Genomic DNA, 12,131 nt, shown 5'->3' with positions numbered 1-12,131 from the left:
GACGAGCGGGTCAGCCCATGGTCTTGGCGCCGTCGATCGACTCCCGCAGGATGTCGGCGTGCCCGGCGTGCTGGGACGTCTCGGCGATCAGGTGCAGCAGCACCCGGCGGACCGTCCAACTCGCCCCCTGCTCGAACCAGGGCGCCTGCGGCAGCGGGTGCGCCGTGTCCAGGTCGATGCCGGCGACCACCTCGTCGGTGCGGTCGGCGACCTCCCGGAAGCGCTCGACCAGGGTGGCGAGGGTCTCGCCCGGCAGCATCTGGAACTGACCGACCCAGTCGATCTCCTCACGCTCCATCGCCTCGGCGCCGCCCACCGCGAAGAGCGTCCAGCGGTGCTCGACGTTCGTCACGTGCTTGATGAGGCCGCCGAGGCAGAGACCACTCACCGTCGGCCGGCTGGCCGCCTGCTCGTCGGTGAGCCCGTCGACCGTCTGCAGGAGGAAACCGCGGTGCTTGCGGAGCGTCTGCAGGAAGTCGGCCCGCTCGCCGATGAGCTGCTCGGTGCTGGTCATGTCGCCACCCTTCGTCGATGTCCACCCGATGCCACCGTAGGCCCAGGCACCGACACTTCCCCGGCACGACACCGGGTGGACGGAAGGCCCGCCAGCGGTTGCCGATCCGCGCCGCTGGCGGTCCACTGAATGACATGGGTGTGATTAAGGTGGGTACGTCGTCCTGGGCCGACCAGTCCCTGCTGCGCTCCGGGTGGTACCCCCGCTCGGCCAGCACGCCGGCCCGCCGGCTGGGCTTCTACGCCAGTCGGTTCCCGATGGTCGAGGTGGACACGTCCTACTACGCCATCCCGGTGCCGGAGACGACCCAGGGCTGGGTGGACGCCACCCCTGACGACTTCACCTTCGACGTCAAGGCGTTCAGTCTCTTCACCGGCCACCCGACGCCGGTCGCGGTGCTGCCCCGCGACCTGCGCCCGGCCGCCGGCCCGAGCCGGATCCGCCGCCGGGATCTGCCGGAGCGGGCGTACGACGAGCTGTGGGCCCGGTTCCGGGCGGCCCTCGACCCGATCGCGGCGGCCGGCAAGCTCGGTGTGGTGATGGTGCAGTTCCCGCCGTGGCTGGTGCGCAGCCCCGCGGCGGAGCGCCGGATCGTCGAGCTGGCCGAGCGCTGCCGGCCGTGGCGGGTCGGTGTGGAGCTGCGGCACGGCTCGTGGTTCGAGGACGGTGCGGCGACGGGCACTCTGGACCTGCTCCGCGCCCACGACCTGTCGCTCGTCTGCGTCGACATGCCACAGGGGCATCCGTCGTCGGTGCCACCGCTCCTGACCATGACGGCGGAACCGGCGATCGTCCGGTTCCACGGTCACAGCGACGCCTGGGGCGAGGGCGACAAGCAGGACAAGTTCCGGTACGCGTACGCCGAGGACGAGCTTCGGCACTGGGCCGCTCTGCTGGCCGAGTTCGCCGGTCTCCCCGACGAGCTGCACGTGCTGTTCAACAACTGCTGCGCCGGGCAGGCCCAGCGCGACGCCACCCGGCTGGCGCAGCTGCTCACCGAGACGATGGTCGCCGACCACACCGTTCCGGCGTCCGGCTGATCGCCGCGGGTGTCGGTCGGCCGCGCGCCTGTCGACTCAGGACCGCCGGCCCCGGCTGCGTAGTGCGTCCTGGGTCGATTCGCCGATGTCCGCGTCGTCGGGGAAGGTCCGGCCGCTCGGGGCGGGATCGGGCGGGGCACCCGGGCCGGCCATCGGCGTACGGGTCGGCTCGACCGAGCCGAAGCCGTGTCGTCCCGCCGGGTCCGACCGTCCCGCCGGGGCACCGGCGCGCCGCTCGCCGCGCCTTCCCTCGGGCACCGCGGTCTCCTCGCTGCCCTCGTCCATCGGTGAGTCGTCGTCAGTGCCCCAGGGCGCGTCGGCGTCGAAGCCGTCGCCGGTGCCCCACGGCCTGGTCGCCTCCGGCTCCAGCCGGTCGTTGTTCCCGCCGCGTCCCTTGTCCGCCGTCATGGCCACCCCGCTCCTCGGTCCGCCGTTCCGGCGGACGATGTGCCGTCCTCGGGTGCCGGGACTGCCCGCCCCGAGCGCGGCGCACGACATCTCTCCGCCGCGTGCGCGGGATCAGTCGTCGCGTCACCGCGCGCGCAGAGCCGGCCAACGCCCCGCCGTCGAGGTGGCGGCGGGACGCCGGCCGGCTCGACGTTCAGCGTCCGGCCATCGCCATCGGCCGCTTGCCGTTGCTCATCGCCGCCATCTTGATCATGCTCTTCGAGGTGCCCCTCATCCCACCGGCGCGACCGAGCATCCCGCGGAACACCTGGCCGGGCTTCTGCTGCTCACCCATGTACGCGGTGACCACCACCAGCGTCCCGGTCAGCGCCGGAATGGCCCACTGGAGCAGCTTCATCTGCCGCTGCGACGAGGCCACGCTCGCCGGCGTCTGGTGGTTCGGCTCGGTGGCGCCGCTCACCGACGGGCCGCCGGCCTTCTCCAGTCGCATCCCGACCAACCGGCTGTAGCCGGTGACCGCGAGCGCGCCGATCGTCAACGCGGTCTTGATGGCGCTGACCCGGCCGACGCCGGACTGGGCCGCCACCCGTGGGCTCTCGGTGACCAGCTCGCCGACGGCGCCGGCCAGGTGGGCGCCGATCGCGGCCGCGTTGACAGGTGTCCACTTGGACCAACCGGCCGACGCGACCGGGAGCCGCTGGGTCGAGTCGCTGATTTTCGCTGCTGCGCCGTTGACACCGAAGGCACCCATGAGGGAGCCGCCGAACCAGGCCGCCAGGCCCAGATCGTGCATCGAACGCAGTGCGGTGTGCCGTTCGGACATGTGATCCCCTTCCGCCGTGTCGGGCGCTGCGGCTTACCCGCCGGTCGGGCGGCTAACCCCGCCCCGCGCGGGCCGATCCGCGCCGTCGAGGCAGCTACGGGACGTCCGGGTCGTCGGTGCGTCGGCCCCGCCGGAGCAGGAGTCGTTCGCCCGGTGGCGGGTAGATCCCGAGCGACGCCGACGAGAGGGGAACGCGATGTCGCAGCCGGACGAGAGCCGGGAGAAGACCCCCAAAACAGACGCGGTGCTCATGCACCCCGACAACGACCCACACCGCAGCACCGCCGAGGTCGCGCCGCGCGCGGAGCACGCCGAGATCCAGGTGGAGCGCGACGGTGAACTGGTGCCGCTGGAGCAGGACGAGTGAGCCGACCGTCGCCCGACGGCGGGCCGGTACGGCTCAGCGCGGCGGCAGCTCGCCGGCGAAGGCGGCGATCCGCCGCGCCAGCGGCGCGCTCGCCCGTACCCAGGTGAAGTGGTCCAACGTCGTCCCGGCCTGCGCCACTGTGTACCGCTCCCGGGCCACCTGCGCACCGCCGAGCTTCGCGCAGAGGAGATCCATGGTCCGGTGCGGGGTGTACTGGTCGTCGTCCACGCTGACGGCCAGCACCGGGGTTCGGATCGCCCGGACCGCGGCCTCGGTGTCCGTACCGTCGATTCGGGGGAACCGGCCGGTCCGCGCGGTGGACGCCCAGTCCCGGACGACGCCGCGCGCCTGCCGACCGCCGAAGCCCCAGCCCGGCCAGACCCCGAGCAGCGCCGCCGTGGCGGCGATCCCCTGGGTGTAGGGCAGCACGCCGAGGCCGCGCAGGCCCGGGTAGCTCCGCCAGTACGGGATGCCGACCGCGACAAGCGCCAACCCGTCCACCTCGTCGCCGCCGTGCAGGGCGAGGTGCAGCAGCGCGGCCTGCCCACCGAGCGAGTGCCCGAGCAGCAGTCGGGTGCGCCCGTCCAGTCGCGGCTTGAGGGCGGCAAGCACGGCGCCGACGTCGCTTGCCAACTCGGCGTAGCCGTGCCGGTCCGCCCGACTCGGTGCGGGCGTGCTCGCCCCGGTGCCGCGCAGGTCGGCCACGACAACGGCCAGCCCGGCCGCGCGCAGCGCGGCGGCGAACGGCCGGTAGTAGCGGGCGCGGACCCCCATCGCGGGCAGGAGCACCACCACCGGCGCACCCGTCACCCCGGCCGGCTCCGGATACACCTGCACACCCAGGCGAGCACCGTCGACGTCGACGAACTCCTGCGCGTACTCCGGGTCCCCGTTCACCGGCCCAGCGTACGGCCTGGCGTTACCGGCGGGTAGCCGCCGGCCGAGGCGGTCCCGCGGCTCGCCGGACGCGACGGAGGGCCCCGCCGGGTGGCGGGGCCCTCCGATCGGGGCTGCGGTCAGGAGACCGAGATCGCCCCGTTGCTGGCCCGGACACAGGCCACCGACCGCGCACCTGTGGCGGCCGCGCCGCTCAGGCACTGGCCGAGCACCTGGTGCCCGGTGGCGTTCGGGTGCCACGACTCCTGGCAGGTCTGGAAGTAGCTCACGCAGGTGTTGGCGATCCGCTGGATGGCGATCTTGTCCTTGCCGGCGAGGCTGGTGACGAAGGTGCCGGTCGCGCCGTCCTGAAGCCGGATCGGGGTGGCCAGCGCGCCACTCGGGCTGCTGGTCTGCTCGCAGAGCCGGGCGCCGTTGAAGGCCTGCTGCACGTTCAGGTACACCAGGTCGTCGGCCGGGAACTCGGCGGCCAGCGTGTCCCGGGTGGACTTCACGATGCCGCCGAGCCCTTGGGAGAAGCGGTGCCCCGGCGCCAGGCTGGCCCGGTGGATCGGGCAACCCGCCGCGTACCGCTCGGCGCCCAGGTCGCGGAACTTGTCCCGGGTGTCGTCCCGGCTGTCCTCCTCGTGGAACTGCTGGTTCAGGTCCAGCGGCAGCGGGTTCGTGTAGTCCTGGAACACCACCCGGTGCTGCCCGTCCGCGTCCACCTGGTCCAGAGTGGTCAGGATCTGGCGTACGGCGGCGGTGGTCTCCGCGGTCGCGGCGCTGAGCTGCGCGGCGGTGGCCAGGTCGGCGTCGCTGCACGGCTTCTGCTCCACCGGGCCGTTCAGGTACGCCCAGAACTCCCACCAGCCGGTCCAGGCGTCGGCGATGAACCGGTTGGCGCACTTCTCCGCGACGCTGCCGAAGGTGAACGAGCTGTTGTTGGAGCCCAGGCCGATCAGCACGAGATCGATGTCCTGGGTCTGCGCGACGGCACGCAGCTGGCTCAGCTGCGACGCCACGGTACGACCGTTGGTCCGCGCCTGCGAGGCGTTGGCGATGTCGTGTGGCTGGCCACCGGAGCAGGCCAGGTTGAACCGGTTCTGGATGCCGGGCAGGTTGGCCTGGTTGAGCGAGGCGTTCGCCGAACGGTGACAGAAGAACGCGTTGTTGTTCGCCGCCGTCCAACCGGGGAAGCCCTGGCTGACGCCGTTGGCGTCGACCACCGGGGTGTACGCCCCGGCGCCCTCGCCGCTGATGAAGCTGTCCCCGAGTGCCACCGCGGCGGTGGGCAGCGCGGCGGACGCGGGTGCGGGCAGCGCGACGGCGGTCGACAACGCGGCCATGGCGATCGTCAGTCCCGCGGCGAGCGCGAGACGCCGGAACCTGGGCATGGGGCCCCCATCCATCGAAAGATGAAAGATTCTCTGAGAGCGCGATCAGATCACCCCTGTGCGATGGGCGTCAATGGCCCGTAACAGATTCGTTCGACGAAAGACACGGGCCCGTAGGCGAGACGCCCTACGTGTGTCGCCGCCCCGCAGTCCGCGGAGATGGCGGTCTGGCGGTGTCGCTGCGTGCTCCCATGATCACCCGACGGCTGTTCGTTGGCTCACGTCCGGAGGGCCCCGCGCGGCGGGTCGCACAGGGCCTCCGACACTTGTCCTAGCCTCGGGCTAGGCTCGCTGCGGCGCGCCACGCCGGCTGATGTCGCCGGTGACCGGCAGCACACCGCCGAGACCGGGGAGTACGACCAGTTGACCGCAGAGCCTGACACCCTGTACGGGGCCGATGACCTCACCCACCTCGAGGGGCTGGACGCTGTCCGCAAGCGGCCCGGCATGTACATCGGCTCCACCGACAGCCGTGGCGTGGGTCACCTCGTCAACGAGATCCTCGACAACTCGACGGACGAGGGCGTCGCCGGTCACGCCAGCCACGTCGAGGTGATCCTGCACCCCGACGGCTCGGTGCAGGTCGACGACGACGGCCGGGGCATCCCCACCGACGTGCACGCCAAGTCCGGCATCTCCGGCGTCGAGCTGGTGCTGACCCGGCTGCACGCGGGCGGCAAGTTCGGCGGCTCCGGCTACAAGACCTCAGGTGGTCTGCACGGCGTCGGCGCGTCGGCGGTCAACGCGCTGTCCCGCCGCTTCGACGTGACCGTCCGTCGGGCCGGCAAGATCCACACGATGTCGTTCCGGCACGGCGTCCCGGGCATCTTCGACGGCGACGGGCCGGACGCGCCCTTCACCCCCGGCCCCGGCCTCCAGGTGACCGGCGCCGTGAAGCGTGGCCAGCGCACCGGCACCTCGATCCGCTGGTGGCACGACGCCCGCTACTTCGAGACCGGCGCGGCGCTCGACGTCGACGCCGTCCGGATGAAGCTGCGCAACACCGCGTTCCTGGTCCCCGGCGTGACCTACCTGCTCCGCGACCTGACCGGCGAGACGCCCACCGAGGAGCGGTTCCACTACCCCAACGGCCTCAGCGACATGGTGGAGTTCCTCGCTCCGGCCGGCGACCGGCCGGTCTCCGGCACCCTGCTGGTCAACGGCGAGGGCACCTACCGGGAGAACGCCGCCGACGCCAACGGTGTCATGCAGTCCAACGTGCAGCGCCGCGCCGAGGTCGAGGTGGCGTTCCGGTGGGGCACCGGTTACGAGCGCACCGTCGAGTGCTTCACCAACACCATCCGCAACGCGCACGGTGGCACCCACCGCAAGGGCTTCGAGCGGGCCCTCGTCCGCGCGCTCGCCGACGCGGTCCGCAACACCCGCGGTCTGCTCAAGGCCAAGGAGGAACCGCCCACCCTGGACGACGTCCTGGAGGGCATGACCGCGGTGGTGCACGTGCGGATCCCCGAGCCGCAGTTCACCTCGCAGACCAAGGACGAGCTCTCCACCACCGGCATCACCAAGGTTCTCCAGTCCCTCGTCGACGCGCACGTCAAGGCCTGGCTGGAGGACCGCCGCACCAAGGCCGAGGCGCGCACCGTCCTGCAGAAGATCGTCGACGCCGCCCGGGTGCGCCTCACCCAGAAGCAGCAGAAGGACGCCGCCCGGCGCAAGACCGCCCTGGAGGGCGCGTCGATGCCGCCGAAGCTCGTCGACTGCCGGGCCACCGGCATCGACCGCAGCGAGCTGTTCATCGTCGAGGGCGACAGCGCCCTCGGCACGAGCCGGATGGCCCGTTCGTCGGAGTACCAGGCGCTGCTGCCGATCCGAGGCAAGATCCTCAACGTGCAGAAGGCCAACCTCCAGCAGGTTCTGGACAATGCCGAGTGTGCGGCCATCGTGCAGGTCCTCGGCGCCGGCTCGGGGCGCACCTTCGACCTCGCGGCGCTGCGTTACGGCCGTGTGCTGATCATGGCCGACGCCGACGTGGACGGCGCCCACATCCGGACGCTGCTGATCACCCTGTTCGCCAGGTACATGCGGCCGCTGATCGAGGCCGGCCGGCTCTACGCCGCGATGCCGCCCCTGCACAAGATCACCACCAGGGGGCGCAACCCGCAGACCGTCTACACCTACACCCAGGCCGAGATGGAGGCGACGGTCAGCAAGCTGGAGAAGGCCGGCAAGCAGATCGTCACGCCCATCCCACGGTTCAAGGGTCTCGGTGAGATGGACGCCGACGAACTGTGGGACACCACGATGAACCCGGCCACCCGTGCCGTCCGTCGGATCACCCTGGACGACGTCGACGCCGCCGAACGCATCCTCGAACTGCTGATGGGCGAGAAGGTCGAGCCGCGCCGCAACTGGCTCATCGACTCCGCCGACCGGGTCGACCGGGAAGCGATCGACGCATGAGCGACCGTTTGTCTCGAGTGGAGAGCTGAGTCATGGCACGCCGTAAGGAAAACAAGGTCGACCTCTCCTCGTTCGACCAGGCTGGCGCGCGGGTCTTCGACAACCCGCTGGTCACCGAGGTCTCCGACTCCTACCTGGAGTACGCGTTCTCGGTCATCCACTCCCGCGCCCTGCCGGACGCCCGAGACGGCCTCAAGCCGGTGCACCGGCGCATCCTCTGGTCGATGTACGAGCAGGGCTACCGGCCCGACCGGGGGCATGTGAAGTCTGCCCGCATCGTGGGCGACTGCTTCGTCGCCGGCACATTGGTCTCCACCCCTGATGGCCTGCGGCCGATCGAGGAGATCGAGCTCGGTGACCTCGTGCTGGACGGTGAGGGCGCGTCGGTCCCGGTTACCGCCGTCTATCGCAACCCGACCTCTGACCTCGTTCGCGTCACCTGGAGCAACGGGCACACGATGCTCGTCACCCCGGGTCAGCGCTTCCGCGTGGTCGCCGAGGACCTTTCGGTGGAATGGGTGGAGGCTCGGGATCTCCCGGGGCGACTGACATTGGCCTACGGCAGTCGTCGCAACGCGCTGCCGACACCCACCGGCGACGTCTATGACTATGTGCGCGGGCTGCTGGTGGCCGAGGGTTTTCCTGTCCATCGGTCTCGCGAGGCGGACGGCCGGGTCCGAATCCACATGTGTGACGTCGAGCCGCTGGATGTCGCCCACGGCTGGGCTATCGCCAGCGGATTGAATGTCTCGCGAGGTAAGCGCGAGGCGCGCAACCCCCTCCATCGCGACCAGCACATCCTGACCTTCAGCCGGCACGAGGGGCTGCTGGAGGCCACCGAGCCGCTCAGCCGGGACAAGTACGTACCCCGTGACATCGTCGAGAACCGGTCGGCGTGGGCGCCGTTCCTCGCTGGCTTCTTCGACGGAGACGGTTACGTCCGTAAGCGCTTCAGAGAGATCGTCTTCGTCAGCACGAGTGAGATGCTGGTACGGCAGATCTACGCCATGCTCGCCGACCTTGGGGTGCATGGCCATCACTGGACCAGCGGTCGTGCCTCCGCGGGTGACCCACTCTTCGGTCTCTCGGTCTCTGGGCGGGACGCCGCAGAGCTTGCCCGTTTGCTGCTGCCCTGGGTGCGAATCGGACACAAGCACGACGGCTTGCAGCGGGTCACCGATATCGGCTACGAGTACCGCGGCAAGCAGGGCGACGACCGGTTGCCGTACGGTCCGGTCATCGCGGAGTTCACGGCCGCGCACCAGGGCGGCGGGTGGTTCCGGGACAAGGACGGCCAGGCGTTTCGCGCCTCGCTCTCGGCGAACGGCAGCCCCAAGGTGCGGTATGGCAAGGACCGCAATGGCGTGGCGCTTGCGGATCGGTCGTTCCAGTTGGAGCGTGCGGTCCGCGACGGTTGGATCCACAAGCTCCACCGCCTCGGCTCGCCACTCGCAGCCCGACTGGACGCTTTGGTCGGGAGTTCGTTTCTCCGGGTCGCCTCTGTCCAGGAGGTGTCGCCCGACGTCACGTACGACATTCAGGTTGGCAGTGACGAGCACGCGTTCGTTGCTGAGGGCTACGTCGTTCACAACTGCATGGGTAAGTACCACCCGCACGGCGACACGGCGATCTACGACGCCATGGTCCGCCTCGCCCAGGACTTCTCGCTCAACGTGCCCCTCATCGACGGACATGGAAATTTTGGGTCTCCCGACGATGGCCCGGCTGCCAGCCGTTACACCGAAGCCCGGATGTCCCGCGAGGCGATGCTGCTCGTCGGTGAGCTGGGCGAGGACACCGTCGACGTCGAGCCCAACTACGACGGGTCGCTGACCCAGCCGACGGTGCTGCCGGCCGCCTTCCCCAACCTGCTCGTCAACGGCGCGTCCGGGATCGCGGTCGGCATGGCCACCAACATGATCCCGCACAACCTGGCCGAGGTCGTCTCCGCGGCCCGCTGGCTGATCAACCACCCGGACGCCACGCTGGACAAACTCATGGAGTTCGTCCCCGGTCCGGACCTGCCCACCGGCGGGGTGCTGCTCGGCCTGGACGAGGTGCGCCGGGCGTACGAGACCGGGCGCGGCGTGGTGCGAATGCGCGGCAAGGTGGAGATCGGCCCGATCGAGGGCAGCCGGGGTCGCCAGGCGATCACCGTGGTCGAGCTGCCGTACGGCGTCGGCGCGGAGAAGGTCATCGCCGCGATCACCAACGAGGTGACCAAGACCAAGCGGCTGACCGGCATCGCCGACGTCAAGGACCTCACCGACCGGGAGAGCGGCACCCGCCTCGTCGTCGAGTGCAAGGTGGGCGTCAACCCGCAGGCGCTGCTCGCCGACCTCTACCGGCTGACCCCGCTGGAGCAGTCGTTCGGCGTCAACAACCTGGTCCTGGTCGACGGGCAGCCGCGTACGCTCGGGCTGAAGGCGCTGCTGGAGGTCTTCCTCGCCCACCGGTACGAGGTGGTCACCCGGCGCACCTCGTACCGTCGGCGCAAGCGCCAGGAGCGGCTGCACCTGGTCGACGGTCTGCTGATCGCGCTGCTCGACATCGACGAGGTGGTCCGGCTGATCCGGGGCAGCGACGACGCGCAGGCCGCGAAGGACGGGCTGATGAGCCGGTTCGGCCTCTCCGACATCCAGGCCACGTACATTCTGGACACCCCGTTGCGCCGGCTCACCAAGTTCGACCGGATCGAGCTGGAGACCGAGCAGGAGCGGCTGCGCGCCGAGATCGCCGAGCTGAGCAAGATCCTCGACGACGAGCGGGTGCTCCGGAAGGTCGTCTCCGACGAGCTGGCGGGCGTGGTCAAGCAGTTCGCCACCGACCGTCGTACGACACTCGTCGACGGTGACCTGAAGGAGGTGTTGGCCGCGTCCGCGCCGGCCGGCCCGCTGGAGGTCGCCGACGACCCGTGCCAGGTGATCCTCTCCGCGACCGGGCTTGTCGCCCGGACCGCAGCCGAGTCGGAGGAGAGCGCCGAGGGGCGCCGCCGCAACGGTCGGGTCAAGCACGACACGGTACGCGCCATCGTGCACTCCACCGCCCGCGGTCGGGTGCTGCTGTTGACGAGCGCCGGCCGGGCCTTCAAGGTCGACGTCCTGCCGCTGCCGGTCCTGCCCGAACAGGCAGGCACGGTGTCACTGCGTGGCGGAATGTCCGCGGCGGAGCTGGTGCCGTTGGAGGCGGGGGAGACCGTCGTCGGGCTGGCCCCGCTCGGCGGGCAGGCGGAGGGCTCGCCGGGGCTCGCGCTGGGCACCCGGCTGGGCGCGGTGAAGATCTGCGCGCCGGAGTGGCCGGTGCGTTCCGACGAGTTCGAGGTGATCGGTCTGCGCGACGGTGACGAGGTGGTCGGGGCGACCTGGCTGACCGACGGCACCGAGACGCTGACATTCGTCACCTCGGAGGCGTCACTGCTGCGTTTCCCCGCCGGGTTGGTCCGGCCGCAGGGCCTCAAGGGCGGCGGTATGGCCGGCATCAACCTGCAGGTCGGGGCGCGGGTGGCGTTCTTCGGCGCGGTGCGCACCGACGACCCGGGGCACGGCGAGCCGATGGTGGTCACCTCCACCGGCGCGACGGTCAAGGTGACGCCCTTCAAGGCGTACCCGGCAAAGGGCCGCGCGACCGGCGGCGTGCGCGCGCACCGCTTCCTCAAGGGTGAGACCGACGTGGCGGTTGCCTGGGTGGGCCCGCGACCGGTCGGCGCGACCGCCACCGGCGACCCGGTGGAGCTGCCCGCGGCGGATCCCCGCCGGGACGGCAGTGGGTTCGCGGTGATGCTCGGCCCAACCGTGGTAGGCCACCTGATCGAGCGCGACTGAGCCCCCGACCCTCGGTCGGCCTCAAGATCCGCGCAACTACAGGGACGTTGCTGCCTCCGACGTGCGGCAGGCAGCACTTTCCCCGTAGTTGCGCGGATCTCGACGCTCGGGCCGGCCCGAGGCCCTCGAGCAGGTGGACGGGGCGGTCGAGATCCCCATGGTCGGCCATGGCCACAGCCTCAACGTCGCGGTAGCCGGCTCCCTGGTCCTCTACAAACTGGCCGGCCTCCTCTACCCCCCGCTAGCCCTGCCCGCCTGCCGCCTCTGCCTGCGCCGATCTTGCACTTTCTGTCCCGGCAAGCCTCACGAAATGGGCGAATAGGCGTCCGAAAGTGCAAGATCGGCGGGGCGGGGCGGGGCGGGGCGGGGTGGCGCGGCCGTTGTACCGGGAGTACGGGGGTCAGTCCCCGCTCTCCTCCTCCTGCTGCACGCCGATGATCCCGACGATCCGCTCGAGGTCGTCG

10 protein-coding genes and 2 pseudogenes are annotated in these 12,131 nt (G+C 71.0%); 7 read left to right on the top strand and 5 right to left on the bottom strand.

All coding sequences use genetic code 11. From position 1 onward, the window contains the following. Positions 1 to 10: 10 nt before the first annotated feature. Positions 11 to 514, bottom strand: a complete 504-nt coding sequence (locus tag ACWER9_RS13545; protein ID WP_452302121.1) for a DinB family protein — start codon at positions 512 to 514, stop codon at positions 11 to 13. Between the two features lie 134 nt (positions 515 to 648). Between ACWER9_RS13545 and ACWER9_RS13540 the strand changes: the two genes are divergently transcribed. Beyond that, complete coding sequence (locus tag ACWER9_RS13540) at positions 649 to 1,554, top strand: DUF72 domain-containing protein (RefSeq protein ID WP_452302120.1); 906 nt, start codon at positions 649 to 651, stop codon at positions 1,552 to 1,554. Between the two features lie 36 nt (positions 1,555 to 1,590). Here the strand turns inward: ACWER9_RS13540 and ACWER9_RS13535 are convergent, their stop codons facing one another. Together ACWER9_RS13535 and ACWER9_RS13530 are read right to left on the bottom strand one after the other, a co-directional pair. Further along, the gene (locus ACWER9_RS13535) at positions 1,591 to 1,962 is read right to left on the bottom strand and encodes a hypothetical protein (RefSeq protein ID WP_452302119.1); all 372 of its coding nucleotides are present in this window, start codon (positions 1,960 to 1,962) and stop codon (positions 1,591 to 1,593) included. Positions 1,963 to 2,155: 193 nt separating this feature from the next. Then, complete coding sequence (locus tag ACWER9_RS13530) at positions 2,156 to 2,785, bottom strand: hypothetical protein (protein ID WP_452302118.1); 630 nt, start codon at positions 2,783 to 2,785, stop codon at positions 2,156 to 2,158. Positions 2,786 to 2,981: 196 nt separating this feature from the next. Here ACWER9_RS13530 and ACWER9_RS13525 point away from each other — a divergent pair, with 196 nt between their 5' ends. Then, entirely contained in the window at positions 2,982 to 3,152 is a 171-nt protein-coding gene (locus tag ACWER9_RS13525) for a hypothetical protein (protein ID WP_452302117.1), read from the top strand. Positions 3,153 to 3,185: 33 nt separating this feature from the next. Here ACWER9_RS13525 and ACWER9_RS13520 read toward each other — a convergent pair whose 3' ends face one another. Further along, entirely contained in the window at positions 3,186 to 4,049 is an 864-nt protein-coding gene (locus ACWER9_RS13520) for an alpha/beta hydrolase family protein (protein ID WP_452302116.1), read from the bottom strand. Between the two features lie 119 nt (positions 4,050 to 4,168). Next, complete coding sequence (locus ACWER9_RS13515) at positions 4,169 to 5,425, bottom strand: hypothetical protein (protein WP_452302115.1); 1,257 nt, start codon at positions 5,423 to 5,425, stop codon at positions 4,169 to 4,171. A gap of 291 nt (positions 5,426 to 5,716) precedes the next feature. Between ACWER9_RS13515 and ACWER9_RS13510 the strand changes: the two genes are divergently transcribed. The 5 genes and pseudogenes from ACWER9_RS13510 (at position 5,717) to ACWER9_RS13490 (ending at position 11,989) form a co-directional block, all read left to right on the top strand. Next, on the top strand, positions 5,717 to 7,846 hold the full coding sequence (locus ACWER9_RS13510) for a DNA gyrase/topoisomerase IV subunit B (protein WP_452302191.1): 2,130 nt from the start codon (positions 5,717 to 5,719) through the stop codon (positions 7,844 to 7,846). Between the two features lie 32 nt (positions 7,847 to 7,878). Then, positions 7,879 to 8,136 (top strand): annotated as a pseudogene (locus ACWER9_RS13505) (DNA gyrase subunit A); the annotation flags it as partial. A 168-nt stretch (positions 8,137 to 8,304) separates the two neighbouring features. Next, positions 8,305 to 8,934: pseudogene (locus ACWER9_RS13500) on the top strand (LAGLIDADG family homing endonuclease); the annotation flags it as partial. A gap of 48 nt (positions 8,935 to 8,982) precedes the next feature. Beyond that, positions 8,983 to 11,667 (top strand): DNA topoisomerase (ATP-hydrolyzing), encoded by a 2,685-nt coding sequence (locus ACWER9_RS13495; RefSeq protein WP_452302190.1) that lies wholly within the window; start codon positions 8,983 to 8,985, stop codon positions 11,665 to 11,667. Between the two features lie 88 nt (positions 11,668 to 11,755). After that, positions 11,756 to 11,989: a TrmH family RNA methyltransferase gene (locus tag ACWER9_RS13490; protein WP_452302114.1), complete on the top strand. Its 234-nt coding sequence runs from the start codon at positions 11,756 to 11,758 to the stop codon at positions 11,987 to 11,989. Positions 11,990 to 12,131: the final 142 nt, after the last annotated feature.

This window comes from Micromonospora sp. NPDC003944 (genome assembly GCF_053605225.1).
The sequence above is the reverse complement of the archived record's forward strand: the minus strand, read 5'-3'. Positions and strand labels throughout refer to the sequence as shown.